The sequence below is a fragment of the Luteimonas pelagia genome, from assembly GCF_054776035.1.
In genome coordinates this window covers 287016-305250 of sequence record NZ_BAAHCG010000002.1, presented here as the reverse complement: position 1 = coordinate 305250, position 18235 = coordinate 287016, and the positions used below count along the sequence as shown (strand labels likewise).

Here is an 18235-nt window from a genome sequence, read left to right as displayed (position 1 = left end):
GCGCGACCGTGCGCGGCGCCTCAGCGCATCAACACCACTTCCTCGGCGCTGGTGGGGTGGATCGCCACGGTCCCGTGCAGGTCGTCGAGCGTCGCGCCCAGCTTCATCGCCACGGCGAAACCCTGCAGGATCTCGTCGGCCCCCTCGCCCAGCAGGTGCAGGCCGACCACGCGGCGGTCGGGGCCGGCGCACACCAGCTTGAACAGGCTGCGTTGCGGCGAGTCCGCCAGCGCGTGCAGCATCGGCCGGAACCCGCTGCGCGCGACGTGCACCGCGTCGTCGCCGAACCGCCGGCGCGCCTCGACCTCGCCCAGCCCCACCTTGCCGATGGGCGGGTGCGAGAACACCACGGTCGGGATCCCGTCGCGGTCGAGCGTCCGGTCGACGCCGCCGTACAGGCGGTCCATCAGGCGGCGGGCCGCGGCGATCGCCACGGGCGTCAACGGGGGATCCGTGCCGACGTCGCCAACCGCGTGCACGCGTTCGACGGACGTGTCGTTGCGCGCGTCGATCACGACATGGCCCCGCGCGTCGGTCGCCACGCCGGCCGCGTCCAGGCCGAGGCCCGCGGTGTTCGGCCGGCGCCCGGTGGCGAACAGCACCCGGTCGAAACCATCGCTGGCGACGTCCACGCCGCCGGCGCGCGCGCGGACGCGGAACGTGTCGCCGGTCGCCTCCACCATCCGCACGTCGTGGCCGAAGTGCAGGTGGATGCCCGCCTGCCGGTAGTCCTCCGCGAGCAGGTCCGTCAGTTCCGCGTCGAAGCTGTCCATCAGCCGCGTGCCCCGCACGAACAGGTCCACGCGCACGCCCAGCGCCTGCAGCACGCCGGCGAGTTCGACCGCCACGTAGCCGCCGCCCACGATCGCGACGCGACCGGGGGCCCCGCTCCAGTCGAAGAAGTCGTCGGACGTGCCGGCGAGCGCGGCGCCGGGCAGGTCCGGCACGAACGGGTGGCCGCCCGTCGCGATGAGCACGCGGTCCGCGCGCAGGCGCACGCCCTCGTCGCACGCGATGTCGCGCGGGCCGATGAACCGGCCGCGCACCGGCAGCAGCGCGACGCCGGCCTCGTCGAGCCGCCGGCGGTAGCTGGCGTGGATGTTGCCGATGTAGCCCTCGCGGGCTGCGACCAGTTCCGCCCAGTCCGGGCACGAAGGCGTGACCGGGAAGCCCAGCGAACCGGCCAGGCGGATCCGGCCGGCCAGTTCCGCGGCCAGCCACATCGCCTTCTTGGGCACGCAACCGGCGTTGACGCAGGTGCCGCCGAGCTCGGCCGGCTCCAGCAATGCCACGCGTGCGCCGTGCTCCGCGGCGCGGAACGCGCCGGCCAGGCCGCCGCTGCCGCCGCCGAGCACGATCAGGTCGAAATCCGCCATGCGCCATCCGTGTTCCGGCAGGGCCGCCACGGGAACATGCCACGCGTTCGCGCGGCGTGTGCGGTCAGGCGAAGCGCAGCGGACTGTAGGGCGCGGGATCGATGGCCGGCACCGCGCCCGTCATCAGGTCGGCCAGCAGCTGTCCGGTGGCCGCGCTCATGCCCACGCCCATCATCCCGTGCCCGGTCGCCAGCCAGACGCGCCGGTGACCCGGCAGCCGTCCGAGGATGGGGATGTCGTCGCAGCTCATCGGGCGCCAGCCGTACCAGCGCTCGCGCACCTCCGGACCGACCGGCGTCCTCAGGTATTCGCGCGCGCCGCGCTCGAGCGCCGCGAGGCGGCGCACGTTGAGCCGGGTGTCGTAGCCGGAGAATTCCATCGTGCTGCCGAGCCGGTAGCCGCCGCCCCAGGCGGTCACGCAGACCGCGCGCTCGCGCAGCACGAGGGGGCGCGACGGCACCACCTGGGGACGCGTGTAGGTGATCGAATAGCCCTTGCCCGGCTGCATCGCCCGCGACAGCCAGCCGGCGCCGAGCGTCGCCACGAGGCGCGGCGTCCAGGCGCCGGCCGCGACCACGATCTCGCCCGCGTGGAGCACCCCGTCGGCCGTCTCGACGCGGACGCCATCGCGGTCGACACCGAGCGCCCTGGCCGCGCGCGATTCCTCCACGCGACCGCCGCGGTCGCGCAACGCACGCGCCAGTTCGGCCACGTACCGGTCGGGCCGCAGCGCCGCATCGCCGGCGAAGCGGATCGCACCGGCCACGCCCGGCAGCATCGCCGGCTCCATCGCTTCGTATGCCGGGCCGTCCACCACCTCCGCGCGGATGCCGAGCGATTCGAGCAGCGGCAGTTCCGAAAGCTCATGCTCGAACCGCGCACGGTCGCGGAACACGTAGTCCTCGCCGGACGCGGTGAACTCGCAGTCCAGGCCGAACTCGCGCACCCAGTCGTCGAGCCGTGCGCGCGAGTCGTGCAGCAACGCGGCCTTGGCGCGCGCGCTGGCCGCATGGTCGCCGGCGTTGCAGCGCGCCGCGAAGCGCCAGAGCCAGCGCCAGAGCACCGGGTCGAACCGCGGCCGGATGTACAGCGGCGCGTCCGGGCGCACCATCATGCGCAACGCGGTCGCGACCATCCCGGGCGCGGCCAGCGGGGGTGCGTGGCTGGGCGTGACCGTGCCGCAGTTGCCGTGCGAGCTGCCGGAGCCCACCCCCCCGGCGTCGAGCACGCGCACGCCGCGGCCGGCTTCGGCCAGCGCCAGCCCGCAGGCCAGGCCGACCACGCCGGCACCGACCACGATCACGTCATCGCGTTGCATGCGCGAAGTGTAGGGCGCGCAACCGGTCAGGCGGCGCGCGCCCGGCGCATCGGCTGCACGCGCGCATAGGTCACGCTGCGCCAGAGCCATTCCATCGGACCGAACCGGAACCGTGCGAGCCACCAGTGGCTGGCGGCGACCTGCAGCGCGAACAGGGCCGCCGCGAAGGGAATCTGCCACCCGCGCGGGAGCGCCTCGAATCCGCCCAGGCCGTGGCCGGAGAAGAGCCACGTGCACAGGACCGACTGCAGCAGGTAGTGGGTCAGCGCCATGCGGCCCGCCGGCGCCAGCAGGCGCAGCACGCGCCCGGCGCCACCGGAGGACTCGAGGCCGCGCAGCACCCACGCGAGATAGCCCAGGCACATCAGCAGCCCGGCGACGCCGGCGAGCGCCGCCGCCATGGCGGATACCGCATCCAGGCGGTCGGCCCGGACGGTGGGCACCAGCCCGAACGACAGCAGCATCAGCCCGAGCCCGGCCGGGAACGCGATCCAGCGCAGTCGCGCGTAGAGCCCCGCGAAGTCGCCCGGCCGGGCGATCGCGCCGCTGCGGACGAACCACGTGCCCAGCAGGAACATGCCCAGCACCGACGCGCCGGTCACGGGCAGGTAGCCGAGGACAAGGCGGACGTCCTCGACCCGGCGCGTGACGGCCGCCCAGTAGTCCGTCCCGCCCTGCGCGGCATGCTGCGCGGCGACCGCGTCGTCCATCGACCGCTGCAGCGCCGCCAGCTCGCGCGCCAGGTCGGCGGCCGCGGCCGGATCGCCCTGTGCAGCGGTCCCGGCCAGCCCGCCCGCCAGCGCGGCCGCCGCCGGCAGCAGGGCCACCACCACGCCCCAGCGCGGCAACCGGCGCACCGGCGTGTCCGCGAACACCGGCAGCACCAGCGCGACCAGTGCATAGGTCACGAGGATGTCGCCCGACCAGACCAGCAGCGCATGGGCCAACCCGATCGCCAGCAGCGACAGCGTCCTGCGCAGGTACGGCCCGGCGAACGGCCTGCCGGCGCCGCGGGCGCGTGCCAGCATCACCGCGAACCCCATCCCGAACAGCAGCGAGAACAGGGGGTAGAACTTCCCCTGCACCAGCACGTACGCGAGCGCGTCGGCGACCCGGTCCCAGCCGGTGAGCGCGGGATCCAGCCCCCCATAGGTGCCGAACACGGGGCCGACGAAGGCCTCGATGTTCATCAGCAGGATGCCCAGCAGGGCGAAGCCCCGGAGCACGTCGAGCGCCTCGATGCGCTCGCCGGGCGCGACCGGCGCCAGCCGGGTGGACGTGGACATGCGCCCTCCCCGGCGCGTCGCAGGACGGCGGATGTTGCCATCGCCCGCCGACGCCCACCACGGGCACCGGGACGCACTTCCTTCCGGGAGCCGTGCCGGGGGGAACCGCGGGCCCGTGACGGCTGGCCGCCCCGCCCATCGAGCGGCGTTGGCTGGCAGGACCGGACGCACCGTCGGCCTTGTCCCCTGCGGGACATCCCTGCCGCGGGGCGCCCGGTCGAGACCGCCGGGGGGCGACCACAAGGAACGTCGACGATGAGAACGATCGCAGCAGCCTTCACCCTGGCCGGCCTGGCCACGCTTTCGCTTCCCCTGCCCCTCGCCGGCGCCGATTTCAATGGTGACGGGAGATCGGACATCCTCTGGCGGCAACGCTTCAAGGGTGGCAACACCATCTGGCTGTCCGCGGACGCAACGACGCGCCAGGCCATCGCGGCGCTGTCCACCGACTGGATGGTCCAAGGCACGGGCGACTACGACGGCGATGGTCGGTCGGACGTCTTCTGGCGGAATACGTCCACCGGCGGGAACATCATCTGGCGTTCCGGCAACTCGGCGACGCCCCGGCGCGTCCCGGCGGTGACGAACCTGGAGTGGGCCGTCGTCGGTTCGGGCGACTACAACGGCGATGGAAAGGCGGATCTCCTGTGGCGGAACAACGCGACGGGCGCCAATACGATCTGGCGCTCGGCCGATCCCGCGAACCGCCAGAAGGTCCACGCCATGGTCGGGTGGTCATGGCTCGTGTTCGGGAACAGCGATTTCGACGGCGACGGGAGCGACGATGTCCTGTGGCACAACTACGACACGCGCGAGAACGTGATCTGGCGTTCCGGCGTCGCCGCCAATGCGCAGGACGTGACGAACGTGTCCGGAAACGCCTGGCTCATCTTCGGCACCGGTGATTACAACGGAGATGGCAAGGCGGACGTCCTGTGGCACAACGTCTATACCGGCAGGAACACGATCTGGCTGGCGGCGAATTCGGCCACGCAGCGCGCGGTCGCGACACAGGGTGGAAGCGACTTCCCCTTCTGGGACGTCGTCGGCTCCGGGGACTACGACGGCGACGGGCGTGCCGACATCCTGTGGCGCCGCTGCGACAACGGCGCGAACGTCGTCTGGCGCTCGGGCTACGCCGCGCTGCCCCTGGCGGTCAGCACGGTCCAGGGGCCATGGGACGTCGATGGCGTCCCCGCCGGCTACTTCGGCTGCTGGGGCCAACAGTGGGACTACTAGCCCGTTGACCTGACGCGTGCGCGTGCGCGCCGGCCTGCACCCGGCTCGACTGCCGCGCGGATGCCGACAGGGCACACGCAACACGACCGGGACCGCCGGGCCCCGCCCGCGCGGGTTCGGCCACGAAGCCGATGCGCCCCGCGACCTCGCGGAAGCGGGGCACCTTTCCCGGACGCGCGGATCAGTGCTGGTGGCCGCCCTCGCCGTGGACGTGCTTGTGGTCGATCTCCTCGGCCGTCGCCTCGCGCACCTCGACGATCTCGATGTCGAAATGCAGGTCCTTGCCGGCCATCGGGTGGTTGAGGTCGACGTCGACCACCGTCATGCCCACCTTCTGGATGGTCACCGCGCGCGGGCCGAAGTTGGTGTTCAGCACCACCTGGTCGCCCGGCGACAGCTTCTGCGCGCCGAAGTGCTTCTTGGGCACGCGCTGCGAGAGGCCGTCGCGGCGCTCGCCGTAGGCCTTGCCGGCGGGCACGTCCACGCCGAACTTCTCGCCCGCCTCGCGGCCTTCCATCGCTTCCTCCAGGCCCGGGATGATGTTGCCGTGGCCGACCAGGATCGCGAGCGGGTCGCGGCCCTCGGAGGATTCCATCGCCGGCTGGCCGGACGCGTGGGCGGCCTGCTCGTTGACGGAATAGTGGAAGCGGACGACGCGGTCCTTCTCGATCTTCATGCGGGGGTCTCGTTCGGGGATGGCGGAAGCCGGGCCGGCGACGGTGCTGCCGGGCCACTTGGCGGATCCGCGGGAGATCGGCCACACTCGGCCGCGATGCAGGCGAACCCGAAGGCCACCCGGGCCACGCATTATCCCGGCCCCCCACGCGCCACCGCAACGCGGGCGCGCCGCGCCGTTGTCTCCGTCCGCCCCTGCGCCCCGGCGATGCGCGCTGCCGCGTTCTTGGCGATTGGACTCCTGGCCGGCTGCGGCGGCGGCGAAGTGGTCCGCGCCCCGTCCCCCGCCACGTCGCACGCCGGCGGCGACTGGGCACGCGTCGCGCCGGCCGATCCGGCGGCGGCCAACGCGGTGCTGATCCGCGCCATCGGCCTGGTCGGCACGCCCTACCGCTATGGCGGCAACACGCCGGACGGCGGCTTCGACTGCTCCGGCCTGGTGAACTTCGTCTTCCGCGACATGCTCGACCTCCAGCTGCCCCGCACCTCGCGGGCCCTCGCCGCCTACCAGGGACCGCGGGTCGACGCCCGGCGGCTGGCGCCGGCCGACCTGGTGTTCTTCGGGCGCGGCGGCCAGGTCTTCCACGTGGGCATCTACGTGGGCGAGGGGCGCTTCGTCCATGCGCCCAGCACGGGCGGCACGGTGCGCCTGGACCACCTCGACGGGCCGTACTGGCGGGACCACTACACGGGCGCCCGGCGGGTCCTGGACTGACCCCGGCGATCGAAAAACGTGAACCGGGCCACCCTCGGGTTCACGAATTTTTAACGGAATTTGAACCCACGGGGCCGAAACCTCGGGCACCATCACGCCACTTTCATCAAGTGACCGCCGCGTGACGATCCTTTTCCGCCCCGGCCGCTCCGCCGCCCGCCAGGCCCGCCTGGCCCCGAACCGTCTCCTCCTCGCCGCCGCGCTCGCCGTCTTCGGCGCGCCCGCCGTCGCCGCGCCCGTCGTGCAGATGTCCGCCGACGAGGCCGCCGCGCTCGCCGCGCTGGCACCGGCCTACGGCGCCGACGCGCCCGCCCTGCCCGACCGCACCCCGATGGCCGGCGGCGACGTGACGCACATGCTGCCGTCCCAGACGACGTCGAGCACCGCCAATGCGGCCGGCACCGCCGAAGCGGGCCGCGTGCAGAGCCTGCTGCAGCGCGCCCTCGCCCTGCTGGGCACGCCCTATCGCTGGGGCGGCACGTCGCCGGACCGCGGCTTCGACTGCAGCGGGCTGGTGGGCTACGTCTTCCGCACCACCCTGGGCATCGACCTGCCGCGCGTGTCGCGCGACCAGGCCCGCACCGGCCAGCTGGTCGCCGAGCGCGGTGCGCTGGCCGCCGGCGACCTGGTGTTCTTCGGCCGCCGCGGGAAGGTCGACCACGTCGGCATCTACGTCGGCGAAGGCCAGTTCGTCCACGCGCCCAGCCGCGGCAAGGACGTGATGGTCTCGCGCCTGGACGGTGGCTACTGGGCGGGCCGCTTCATGTCGGGCCGCCGGATCGTCGCGACCGGCAGCTGACCCGCGCCGACGGGAATGCGCGAAGGCCGCCCACCGGGCGGCCTTCTTCGTTCCGGGCCCCCGGGCAGGTGGGGTCACGCCCCCGCCCTGGCCTGTTCGATCGTCTCCTCGATGCCCTTGCCCAGCGCCATGACCTTGCGCGCGTAGTCCGCGAGGCGGCGGTCCGCGTCATTGTCCGGCTGCCAGGACGGCACCTCGACAGGCGCGCCCTCGGCGCCGTCGAGCGCGACGAACACGATCATGCAGTGCGTGCACAGCCGCGCCGCACCAGGTTGCGCTGGGTCACGCGCCGAGACCTCGACCGAGAAGTGCATGCTGCTGCGGCCGGTGAGCACCAGCGTGGCGCGCACCGTCACCAGGTCGCCGATGCGCACGGGGGCCAGGAACCGGATGCCGCCCACCGCCACGGTCACGCAGTAGCGCCCGCTCCACCCGACCGCGGCCGCGTAGCCGGCCTGGTCGATCCACTTCATCACCACCCCTCCATGCACCTTGCCGCCGTAATTCACGTCGGCCGGCTCGGCGAGGAAGCGCATTTCAAGTTCGCGTTGGCCTGGCATCGGCGCCCCCGGCACTCGTGTGGGCGCCGATCGTCGCGTCACGCGCGGGAACGCGGCGTGCATGCCGGAACGGGCGCCGGCGACCGCCGGCATAATGCCCGGCCGCGAAACGACATGGATTTCCAATGCGTCCGACCCGCATCGCCCCGGCCGCGGCCGCTGCCCTGCTCGCCGCCTGCGCCGGCACGTCCACGCCGCGCGATATCGCAGCCGGCCCGCGGCAGGGCGGCGTCGCGCCCGTCGACGTCCCGGCCATCTCACGCCCGGGCGGCGAGAGCGCGGACTGGTGGTATCGCGCCGGCGCCGCACGCGCCGCCGCCAATGGCGCGATGCGCGGCGATGCGCGCAACGTGATCGTGTTCGTCGGCGACGGGATGGGCCTGCCGACCGTGGCGGCCGCGCGGATCCTCGCCGGGCAGCGCGGGGGCGCCCCGGGCGAGGAGCACCAGCTCGCGTTCGAGCGCTTCCCGCACACCGCGCTCTCGCGCACCTACAACACCGACGCGCAGACACCGGACTCGGCCGGCACGATGACCGCGATCGCGACCGGCGCGAAGACCCGCATCGGGCATGTCGGCGTCGGCCAGGGCGTCGCCGAGGGCGATTGCGCGGGCACGCCCGGCAACGAATTGCTGACGATCCTGGAGCTCGCCGAAAGCGCCGGCCTGGCGACGGGCATCGTCACCACGACGCGCCTGACGCACGCGACGCCTGCATCGACCTACGCGCACGTGCCGCACCGCGGCTGGGAGGCCGACAGTGGCATGGCGCCGGAGGCGCGCGCCGCGGGGTGCGCGGACATCGCGGCCCAGTTCGTCGGGACGCCGTTCGGCGATGGCCCGGAGGTCGCGCTGGCCGGGGGATGGGGCCCGTTCCTGCCTGATGGCGAGGTCCTCGTTCCCGCCGACCAGGACGGCTGGCGCCGCGACGGGCGTGACCTCCTCGCGGAATGGCGCGCGCGCCATCCGGGCGGCCGTCTGGTCGCGAACGCGTCGGAACTCGCCACGGCGTCGGGCGCGGACAAGGTGCTGGGCCTGTTCGCGCCGAGCGACCTGCCCTACGAGACCGAGCGGGGCGAGGGCGTCCCCAGCCTGGCGGACATGACGCGCGCGGCGATCGCGCGGCTGCAGCGCGACGGCGACGGTTTCGTCCTGCTGGTCGAGGGTGGACGCATCGACCACGCCAACCACGACGGCAACGCCCACCGGGCACTGCGCGAGACGGTCGCCTTTTCCGACGCGGTGGCCGTGGCGGACGCGATGACGGGCGACGACACGCTGGTGCTGGTCACCGCCGACCATTCGCACGTGATGACGTTCGCGGGCTATCCGGCGCGCGGCAATCCGATCCTCGGCACGGTGCGCGAGGCCGGCGCGGACGCGGCGGCGCTGGCGGACGACGGCAAGCCGTACACGACGCTGGGCTACGCGAACGGGCCGGGGGCGATCGCGGGCGCGCGCTCGGATCCCTCTGACGCGGACACCACGGCGGTCGGCTACCGGCAGCAGGCCACGGTGCCGATGCGCGCGGAGACTCACGGTGGCGAGGACGTCGGCGTCTGGGCGCGCGGGCCGGGCGCGGCGGCCGTGCGCGGGAGCGTGGAGCAGAACGTGCTGTTCCACTTCCTGGTGCAGGCGACGCCGGCCCTGCGCGACCGGCTGTGCGCGGCGGGCACGTGCAACGCGGACGGGGTGCCGGTCGAGTTGCCGCGGCCCGCCGACTTCGAGCGCGCCGCGCGCTGACGCGCGGCCCGGGGGTCAGAAGGGTTTGGAGAGCACGAGGTAGACGACGCCGACCAGCAGCAGCACGGGGATCTCGTTGAACCAGCGCAGGGTGCGCGTCGTGGGCAACGTCCGGCCGGCGGCGGCACCCTTGAGCCAGCGTCCGGCGACGATGAAGTGGGCGAGCAGCAGGGCGACGAGGGCGAGCTTGGCGTGCAGCCAGGCGCCGGTGATGCCGAAATGCAGCCAGAGGACGAGGCCCAGGACGAACGCGAGGCCGAACATGACGTGGCCGAAGCGGTAGAGGCGGCGGCCCATGAGGAGCAGGCGGTCGCGGACCTGGGGGTGATCGCCGGCTTCGACGAGGTTGATGAGGATGCGCGGGAGGTAGAAGCCGCCGGCGATCCAGGCCATGACGAAGACGAGGTGGGCGGTCTTGGTCCAGAAGTAGGCCTGCATGCTGTTGTCCCCGGTTCGTGGCGAGTGCTGCGCAGAGTTTGCACCGAGTCGCGGCACCGGTGACATTCCGGGGGCGAGGCCGTACGAAACCGCCACACGGGACACGCCGTGAATCCATCCATGGAGGCTCGGTCGCGACATCCATGTCGCGAACGGTCCCGCGTGGCGGTATCGCACGTCCTCCCCTGCCCGTTTTCGCGGCACACTCGATCAAGAGCGGCGGAATTTGGGCACGTCTGATGGCGAAGAAAAAGCAGTACGACAAGGCGTATTTCGATCGCTGGTACCGCGGGGGCGGGATCGGCGGGGCGGCGCGGTTGGCGCGGAAGGTGGCGCTGGCGGTGGCGACGGCGGAGTACCACCTGGAGCGGCCGGTGCGGTCGGTGCTCGATGTGGGGTGTGGCGAGGGGGCGTGGCGGGCGCCGTTGCGGAAGCTGCGGCCCGACGTGGCGTACCTGGGGTTCGATTCGAGCGAGTACGCGGTGCGGCGCTTCGCGGCGCGGCGCGGGGTGCATTACGCGCGGTTCGGTGACTTCGCGGAACTGCGGCCGTGCGGGCCGGTGGACCTGCTGGTGTGCAGCGACGTGATGCATTACCTGCCTGCGCGGGAGCTGGACCGTGGGCTGGCGGGTCTGGCCGAGCTGTGCGGGGGCGTGGCGTTCCTGGAGACCTTCGCGCGCGGGGACGGGGCGATCGGGGACGGGCACGGGTTCTTCGCGCGGCCGGCGGCGTTCTACCGGCGGCGGTTCGAGGCCGTCGGGTTCCGGCCCCTGGGATCGCATTGCTGGCTGTCGCCGGCGCTCGCCGGCCGCGTGGCGGCGCTGGAAGTGCCGGGCTGAATCCGCCGCGGCGGGCTTCCGGAACCGGGCACAGGTTCACAACGCGGTCGGCGCGATCGGTTATGTTGCGGCGCAGCACCCGTAGATCGACGGCCGCCGATGTTCCTCTACCAGTTCCACGAGTTCGGGCGCGCGTTCCTCGCGCCCTTCACGTATTGGGCCGACGCCAACGCGCGCGCGTTCTCCGAGGCGGGCAGCTGGATGTCCCGGCTGCCGGGGTCCGAGCGCGTGGCCGCGGCGAACGAGCTGCTGTACCGGATCGGCAAGGACTACGAGAAGCCGGAGTTCGGCATCCATTCGGTGGAGATCGACGGGGTCGCGCACCCGGTGGTCGAGCGCGAGGTGGACGCGACGCCCTTCTGCCGGCTGCTGCGCTTCAAGCGCTACACCGACCGGGACGCGGGCATCGGGCCGTTGCGCGGCCAGCCGAGCGTGCTGCTGGTGGCGCCACTGTCCGGGCACCACGCCACGCTCCTGCGCGACACCGTGAGGACGATGCTGCCGGACCACAAGGTCTACATCACCGACTGGGTCGATGCACGCATGGTGCCGGCGGAGGCCGGTGCGTTCACGCTTGACGACTACGTGGCGACCATCGAGCGCTTCCTGCGCGTGATCGGCGGGGCGGCGGGCATGGACCGCGTGCACGTGGTCAGCGTCTGCCAGCCGACGGTGCCGGTGCTGGCCGCGGTGTCGCTGATGGCCGCGCGCGGCGAGCCGGTGCCGCGTTCGCTGGTGCTGATGGGCGGGCCGATCGACCCGCGCGAGTCGCCCACCGCGGTCAACAACCTCGCCACCCAGAAGCCGATGTGGTGGTTCGAATCCAACCTGATCCACCTGGTGCCGCCGAACTATCCGGGGCGCGGGCGCCGCGTGTACCCGGGCTTCCTGCAGCACGCGGGTTTCATGGCCATGAACCCGGAGCGGCACTTCATGTCGCACTGGGACTTCTACCAGGACCTGGTCAAGGGCGACCTGGACGACGCCGACGCGCACCGCCGCTTCTACGACGAGTACAACGCGGTGCTCGACATGCCGGCCGAGTACTACCTCGACACCGTGCGCACGGTGTTCCAGGAGTTCGCGCTCCCGCGCGGGACGTGGCACGTCAGGGGCGAGCGCGTTCGGCCGGAGGCGATCGGCGACACCGCGCTGATGACGATCGAGGGCGAACTCGACGACATCTCCGGCGAGGGCCAGACACGCGCCGCGCACGCGCTGTGCACGGGCGTCGACGACGGCGCGCGCGACCACTACACCGTTCCGGGCGCCGGCCACTACGGCATCTTCAGCGGCCGACGCTGGCGCACGCAGGTCTACCCGCGGGTGCGGGACTTCATCGCCGCCGCCGACGGCGCCTGAGCCACGCGGCCGGGTCCGCCGGCCCGTCGTGCACAATGCGGCCTCCACGATCCGGAGCGCCGCGATGACCCGTCCCGCCGTCCACGCCCCCCTCGGCCTCGCCCTGGCCACCCTGCTGGGTGCGTGCACGGGCACGCAGGCGGCCACGATCGCGGAGCCCGCTCCGGACGCGACGCCCGCGCGCACGATGGGCGAGATCCTCGAGGCGGCCAGCGACGCGGACTGGCGCACGCCGGATCCGGACGACGTGCTGTACATGGAGCTCGACGCGGGCCGCGTGGTGATCGAACTGGCGCCGCGCTTCGCGCCAGCGCACGTGGCCAACATCCGCGCCCTCGCCCGCGGCGGCTACTGGGACGGGCTGTCGATCAACCGGTCGCAGGACAACTTCGTCGTCCAGTGGGGCGACGCGGCGGAAGCGGACGCCGACCGCAGGCCCCTGGGCGACGCCCGCGGCGCGCTGCCGGCGGAATTCACCACGCCCGCCGAAGGCCTGCCCTTCACGGTGCTGCCCGACCTCGACGGCTGGGCGCCGGAGGTCGGCTTCAGCGCCGGCTTCCCGGCGGCGCGCGATCCCGCCACCGGCCAGGCTTGGCTCGCCCACTGCTACGGAACGCTCGGCGCCGGCCGCGACATGGGCGCCGATTCGAGCAACGGCACGGAGCTGTACGTGGTGATCGGCCAGTCGCCGCGGCAGCTGGACCGCAACATCACCACGGTCGGCCGCGTGCTCCAGGGCATGGAACTGCTCTCGGTGCTGCCGCGCGGCACCGGCGCCCTCGGGTTCTACGAGGACCCCGCGCGCCGGACGCCGATCCGGTCCATCCGGCTGGCATCCGGCGTCCCGGCCGCCGAGCGCACGGACGTGCAGGTCCTGCGCACCGACACCCCGCTGTTCGCGGAACTCGTCGAGGCCCGCCGCAACCGGCGCGACGACTGGTACAAGCGCCCGTCCGGCCACATCGACCTGTGCAACGTGCCCGTCCCGGTGCGCGAGGCGCCCTGACGCGGAGATCGGCGGCACACATTGGCAGCGAAGGCCGGGCACCCGGTGCCGGGATGGCCAAAACTCCGGGGTTCGTCACATCGCATTTGCCCGCCGATCCCTAGCCTTTGATGTTCCACGCCGCGCACGGCGCGGCCCACAGAGGGTAGGACCATGCCGACATTGCGGTTGCGCGTCACGGGCAGCGAGGACCGGGCACGCGCGTTCATGAACCTGCTCCAAAGCCTGGACGGGATCGAGCACGTCGAGGAGGTCGACGACCTGATGCCCCACCTCGACGACGCGGACTCGAGTTCCGCCGGACTGAGCGACGTCGGCGGGCCGGACGTGCACGCGATCGAGATCGAGGCGCCGAATCCATCCACCGCCAGGAAGGCGCGCCAGACGGCCGAGGCGCTCGCCTTCGACATGGACCTGCTGCTGGAATTCGAGGAAGGCGAGGACTGACGTCCCGCCGCCTTCGGGGGGAGGCGCATGCAGACCACGCAGGATCGACGGCCGAATGCCCAACCGGCAACCACCGCGCCCCGGGGCCCGGTGCCCGCCGCCGTGCACGCGCTCGCGCATGAACTGCTGACCGCCACGACGCCCGCGGACGTCGCGCAGGCGGTGCTGCGCCACGCGGGACCCGACGCCCGCGTCCTGTGGGCCACCGACTGGCCCGGCGATCTCGACGCCCTGCCCCCGGGCGATCCCGCCGCGCTCCGCCATGCGGTGGCGGCGGCGCTGGAAGCGCATCGCGCCGGTGACGACGCGGACGCGGAGGCGTCGGTCGGGATGCGCGTGCTGCACGACGACGGCAGGGGCGGGATCGCCGTGCTGCAGGCGCCCCGCGGCGTGGCCTTGCCGCCGGAGGCCCGGGCGCTCGCCGGCGCGCGGCTCGGCGAAGTGCTCGCGGCGCAGGAACGGCAGGCGACCATCGCCCGCCTCGAGCAGGCCGAGCAGCTCCAGCGCGCGCTCTACGCGATCGCGGACCTCGCCGGCTCCGACCTGGACATGGACGAGATGCTGCGGCACCTGCACCGCATCGTCGCCGAGCTCATGTACGCGGAGAACTTCTACATCGCGCTGTACGACAAGGAGCGCGACAGCCTGCGATTCCTCTATTACGTCGACATGGTCGACGAATCCGGGCCCGTGCACGGGCAGGAGTTCCGGCTCGCGGACATCGAGCGCGGGCTGAGCTGGCACCTGGTGCGCGGCCGGCGCCCGCTGATGGGCCGTGCCAGCGAGCTCGCCACGCAGGTCGATGGCCCCCTGCACCTGCACGGCGCCGACAGCTTCGACTGGCTCGGCGTGCCCATGCTGCGCGACGGCGAGGTGCAGGGCATGCTCGTCGTGCAGAGCTACGAGCCGATCAAGCGCTACACGCGGGGCGAGATGTCCCTGCTGTCGTTCGTCGCCGAGCACGTGCTGACCGCACTTGAACGCCGCCGCGGCCGCGACGCGCTCGAACAGCAGGTGCGCGAGCGCACCGCGCGCCTGGCCGACACGAACCAGGAACTGCAGCGGCAGGTCGCCGAGCGCCAGCGCGGGGAACTGCTGCAGGCCGCGCTCTACCGGATCGCGGCGCTCGCGGGCGGCGACGCCGACGGCGAGACCGACAAGGAGGCCTTCTACCGCGAGGTCCATGCCGTCATCGGCGGCCTGATCGACGCCCGGAATTTCTTCGTCGCACTGCTTTCCGACGACGGACGCCTGGTGTCGTTCCCCTACGCGGAGGATGCGTTCGAGCGCGACTGGTCGCCCCGGGCGTCGGGCCGTGGCCTGACCGAATACGTTCTGCGCACGAACGCGCCGCTGCGCATCGGGCCGGCCGAAGGCCAGGCGCTGGTCGAGCGGGGCGAGATCGCCGCGTCGATGGTCGGCACGCCGACCCGCGCCTGGCTGGGCGTCCCGCTGCCGGGCGACAACGGCCCGATGGGCGCGATCGTCGTGCAGAGCTACGAGTCGGAGGACGCCTACGACCAGGGCGACGTCGAGCTGCTCACGTTCGTCGCGTCCCAGGTCGCCAACAGCCTCCAGCGCCGGCGGGCCGCGGAGCTGCTGCGCCGCGCCAATGCCGACCTCGAGCGCCGGGTCGAGGTCCGCACCACGGAGTTGCGCGAGCAGATCGCCGAGCGCGAGCGGATCGAGGCGCAGCTGCAGCACCAGGTCATGCACGACGCGCTCACGGGGTTGCCCAACCGCCGCTACCTGCATGACCGCATCGAACGGGCGCTGGCGCGCGTTCGCCGCGGCGATGCGGCCGGGTTCGGGCTGCTGTACGTGGACGTCGACCGTTTCAAGCTGCTCAACGACAGCCTCGGGCACGGCGCCGGCGACACGGTGCTCGAGGAGGTCGCGCGCCGGCTGGCGTCGTGCGTGCGCGAGCCGGACGTCGTCGCCCGGCTGGCGGGCGACGAGTTCGCGATCCTGCTCGAGCACGTGCAGATGCCCGAGACCGCGACCAAGGTCGCGCAGCGCGTGCTCGCGAGCATGTCCGCGCCGCTCGAGGCGGGCGGCCGGCGGCTGCAGGTGTCGGCCAGCATCGGGATCACGATCGTGGACGCGTCCTACACCGCGAGCGACCAGGTCCTGCACGACGCGGACATCGCCCTGTACCGCGCGAAGGACGCCGGGCGCGGCCGCTTCGAGCTCTACGACGAAGCGATGCAGCATTCGGCGATGGACGCGCTGGAGACCGAGCAGGCGCTGCGCCGCGCGATCGACGCGGACGAGTTCGAACCCTGGCTGCAGCCCGTCGTGCGCCTGTCCGACCGGACGACGATCGGCTACGAGGCGCTGGTGCGATGGCGCGATCCCGCGCGCGGGCTGCTCGCACCGGGCGAGTTCCTGGGCGTCGCCGAGGACAGCGGGCTGATCGAGGCGATCGACTGGAAGATGTACGCGGCGGCGATGCGCGGCGCCGCCGGGCTGGTCACGGGTGATGCGTGCCTGAGCCTCAACGTGTCCCCGCGCATGTTCCGGTACGACGATTTCAGCGACCGCCTGCTCGCGCTGGCGAAGGACACGGACTTCAGCCCGGCGCGGCTGCGCCTGGAGGTGACAGAGGGCACGCTGCTGCGCGAGCCGACGAAGGTCGTGGACACCCTCCACAGGCTGGACGCGGCCGGCGTCGGCGCGGCGCTCGACGATTTCGGCACGGGCTATTCGTCGTTGAGCCACGTCCACCGGTTCCCCCTGCGCGCGATCAAGATCGACCGCAGCTTCACCGCGGCGCTGGACTCCGACCCCAGGCGGGCGACGGCGATGATCGAGGCCATCCTCGCCCTCGGCCGCGCCCTGGACATCGAGATCGTCGCCGAGGGCGTGGAAACCGAAACGCAGCACGACGCCCTCGTGGCCATGGGATGCACCTGCGGGCAGGGCTTCCTCTACGGGCGCCCCCAGCCGGTCGCCCACTGGCAGGCGCTGCGCGACGCCTGAGCCTGTCACTCCGCGTTGCCGGGGCCGCATCCACACTGCGAGCGCCCCAATCCCGCGAGGTGCCCATGGCAGGCAGGTCCAAGCGCGAGCGCCCCGTCCGCAAGGACGCCGCGTCATCCACGGCGAAGCCGGCGCGGCAGCCGGCGCAGACGCAGCGGCGGCAACCCGGGCGCCAGTCCCGCATGCGGCCCGAACCGGTCACGATCCGCGACGGCTACGAGGGAAGCGGCCGCCTCGCGGGGCGGGTGGCCCTCGTCACAGGCGGCGACAGCGGCATCGGCCGCGCGGTGGCGGTGCATTTCGCCCGCGAGGGCGCGGACGTGGCCATCGCATACCTGTCGGAGGATCGTGACGCGCAGGAGACCCGGCGTCTGGTCGAGGCGGAGGGCCAGGCCTGCCTGCTGCTGCGCGGCGACCTGAAGCGGCCGGCGCAGTGCACGCGCGTGGTCGAACGCACGGTCAAGGGCCTGGGGCGCCTGGACGTGCTCGTGAACAACCACGCGATGCAGTTCCCGGTGGACGCCCCGGAGGAACTCACGCCCGCGCAGGTGCGCACGACCTTCGAGACCAACGTCTTCTCGTTCATCCACCTCTGCGGGGCCGCGACGCCCCACCTGGAAGACGGCGGCTGCATCATCAACACCGGCTCGGTGACCGGCACGCGCGGCCACGAAACGCTCATCGACTACGCGGCGACGAAGGGCGCGATCCAGGCCCTGACCTTCTCGCTGGCGCAGCAGCTGGCCGACCGCGGGATCCGGGTGAACGCCGTCGCGCCGGGGCCGATCTGGACACCGCTGATCCCCGCCAGCTTCGACCGCAAGCACGTCGCGCGATTCGGCAAGGACACGCTGATGAAGCGCGCCGGGCAGCCGGCGGAGGTGGCGCCCGCGTACGTGTACCTGGCCTCGGCCGACGCCAGCTACGTCACCGGGCAGATCATCCACGTCAACGGCGGCGGGCACATCTCCGCGTGACCGAATGCCGCCCTAGGCCGACGCGCCGTCGTACTTCCTGACCTCGAGCGCGTCCAGGTCGACGCCGGGCAGGCAGCGCACGTTCACCGCGGCCATCGCCTTGCCGCTGCGCGGGTCGGTGCCTTCGCCGAAGGGCGCGATGCCGCAGGTCGCGCAGAAGTGGTGGCGGATATGGCCCCTGTTGAAGGTGTAGGTCGACAGCGCCGTCTCCGGCGTCTTCAGCACGAGCGCTTCGCGCGGGAAGAAGGCGAGCAGTCCGCCGCGCCGCCGGCACAGCGAGCAGTTGCAGTCGATCACGGTGCCGATCTCGCCCTCGACTTCGAAGGCGATCGCCCCGCAGTGGCAGCTTCCGTCATGCCTGGCCATGGTCCCGTCCCGTCCGGCGTGGGACGCCGATGCTACCGCGCTGCACGATGCGCGGGCGGCACGCCCCGCCTATGCTGCGGGGCCGCCCGACCCGGACCGATGCCATGC

General features: G+C 72.9%; 17 protein-coding genes. 10 read left to right on the top strand and 7 right to left on the bottom strand.

The features are described 5' to 3' along the window. Positions 1 to 20: 20 nt before the first annotated feature. The 3 genes from gorA to ACYU7H_RS06535 form a co-directional block, all read right to left on the bottom strand. The gene (gene gorA, locus ACYU7H_RS06545) at positions 21 to 1376 is read right to left on the bottom strand and encodes a glutathione-disulfide reductase (protein WP_460813348.1); all 1356 of its coding nucleotides are present in this window, start codon (positions 1374 to 1376) and stop codon (positions 21 to 23) included. Between the two features lie 64 nt (positions 1377 to 1440). Continuing rightward, the gene (locus ACYU7H_RS06540; RefSeq protein WP_460813347.1) at positions 1441 to 2694 is read right to left on the bottom strand and encodes an NAD(P)/FAD-dependent oxidoreductase; all 1254 of its coding nucleotides are present in this window, start codon (positions 2692 to 2694) and stop codon (positions 1441 to 1443) included. A gap of 26 nt (positions 2695 to 2720) precedes the next feature. Then, the gene (locus ACYU7H_RS06535; protein ID WP_460813346.1) at positions 2721 to 3980 is read right to left on the bottom strand and encodes a DUF418 domain-containing protein; all 1260 of its coding nucleotides are present in this window, start codon (positions 3978 to 3980) and stop codon (positions 2721 to 2723) included. A gap of 255 nt (positions 3981 to 4235) precedes the next feature. Between ACYU7H_RS06535 and ACYU7H_RS06530 the strand changes: the two genes are divergently transcribed. Beyond that, entirely contained in the window at positions 4236 to 5219 is a 984-nt protein-coding gene (locus ACYU7H_RS06530) for an FG-GAP repeat domain-containing protein (RefSeq protein WP_460813345.1), read from the top strand. A gap of 181 nt (positions 5220 to 5400) precedes the next feature. Here the strand turns inward: ACYU7H_RS06530 and ACYU7H_RS06525 are convergent, their stop codons facing one another. Continuing rightward, positions 5401 to 5895, bottom strand: a complete 495-nt coding sequence (locus ACYU7H_RS06525; protein ID WP_460813344.1) for an FKBP-type peptidyl-prolyl cis-trans isomerase — start codon at positions 5893 to 5895, stop codon at positions 5401 to 5403. Between the two features lie 96 nt (positions 5896 to 5991). Here ACYU7H_RS06525 and ACYU7H_RS06520 point away from each other — a divergent pair, with 96 nt between their 5' ends. Continuing rightward, on the top strand, positions 5992 to 6609 hold the full coding sequence (locus ACYU7H_RS06520; RefSeq protein ID WP_460813343.1) for a C40 family peptidase: 618 nt from the start codon (positions 5992 to 5994) through the stop codon (positions 6607 to 6609). Between the two features lie 121 nt (positions 6610 to 6730). Further along, positions 6731 to 7408, top strand: a complete 678-nt coding sequence (locus ACYU7H_RS06515) for a C40 family peptidase (RefSeq protein WP_460813342.1) — start codon at positions 6731 to 6733, stop codon at positions 7406 to 7408. Between the two features lie 74 nt (positions 7409 to 7482). On the opposite strand, the gene ACYU7H_RS06510 is transcribed toward ACYU7H_RS06515, so the two are convergent. Beyond that, positions 7483 to 7968, bottom strand: coding sequence for an acyl-CoA thioesterase (locus ACYU7H_RS06510; protein ID WP_460813341.1), 486 nt, complete (start codon positions 7966 to 7968; stop codon positions 7483 to 7485). Between the two features lie 125 nt (positions 7969 to 8093). Here ACYU7H_RS06510 and ACYU7H_RS06505 point away from each other — a divergent pair, with 125 nt between their 5' ends. Continuing rightward, positions 8094 to 9710 carry an alkaline phosphatase gene (locus tag ACYU7H_RS06505; RefSeq protein ID WP_460813340.1) on the top strand — a complete coding sequence of 539 codons (1617 nt, stop codon included), beginning with the start codon at positions 8094 to 8096 and terminating at the stop codon, positions 9708 to 9710. Positions 9711 to 9725: 15 nt separating this feature from the next. Here the strand turns inward: ACYU7H_RS06505 and ACYU7H_RS06500 are convergent, their stop codons facing one another. Then, complete coding sequence (locus tag ACYU7H_RS06500; protein ID WP_460813339.1) at positions 9726 to 10148, bottom strand: CopD family protein; 423 nt, start codon at positions 10146 to 10148, stop codon at positions 9726 to 9728. A gap of 239 nt (positions 10149 to 10387) precedes the next feature. Here ACYU7H_RS06500 and ACYU7H_RS06495 point away from each other — a divergent pair, with 239 nt between their 5' ends. The 6 genes from ACYU7H_RS06495 to ACYU7H_RS06470 all read left to right on the top strand — a co-directional run bounded on the left by ACYU7H_RS06495 (position 10388) and on the right by ACYU7H_RS06470 (position 17761). After that, entirely contained in the window at positions 10388 to 10987 is a 600-nt protein-coding gene (locus ACYU7H_RS06495) for a class I SAM-dependent DNA methyltransferase (RefSeq protein ID WP_460813338.1), read from the top strand. Positions 10988 to 11086: 99 nt separating this feature from the next. Beyond that, positions 11087 to 12349 (top strand): polyhydroxyalkanoate depolymerase, encoded by a 1263-nt coding sequence (locus tag ACYU7H_RS06490; RefSeq protein WP_460813337.1) that lies wholly within the window; start codon positions 11087 to 11089, stop codon positions 12347 to 12349. 187 nt (positions 12350 to 12536) lie between these two features. Then, a complete protein-coding gene (locus ACYU7H_RS06485; protein WP_460813974.1) occupies positions 12537 to 13355 on the top strand; it encodes a peptidylprolyl isomerase in 819 nt (272 codons plus the stop codon). Between the two features lie 153 nt (positions 13356 to 13508). Beyond that, positions 13509 to 13802, top strand: a complete 294-nt coding sequence (locus ACYU7H_RS06480; RefSeq protein ID WP_460813336.1) for a hypothetical protein — start codon at positions 13509 to 13511, stop codon at positions 13800 to 13802. Positions 13803 to 13829: 27 nt separating this feature from the next. Next, on the top strand, positions 13830 to 16784 hold the full coding sequence (locus tag ACYU7H_RS06475) for an EAL domain-containing protein (RefSeq protein WP_460813335.1): 2955 nt from the start codon (positions 13830 to 13832) through the stop codon (positions 16782 to 16784). Between the two features lie 65 nt (positions 16785 to 16849). After that, positions 16850 to 17761: an SDR family oxidoreductase gene (locus ACYU7H_RS06470; protein WP_460813334.1), complete on the top strand. Its 912-nt coding sequence runs from the start codon at positions 16850 to 16852 to the stop codon at positions 17759 to 17761. 12 nt (positions 17762 to 17773) lie between these two features. Here ACYU7H_RS06470 and ACYU7H_RS06465 read toward each other — a convergent pair whose 3' ends face one another. Further along, positions 17774 to 18127 (bottom strand): GFA family protein, encoded by a 354-nt coding sequence (locus ACYU7H_RS06465; protein ID WP_460813333.1) that lies wholly within the window; start codon positions 18125 to 18127, stop codon positions 17774 to 17776. Between the last annotated feature and the right edge of the window lie 108 nt (positions 18128 to 18235).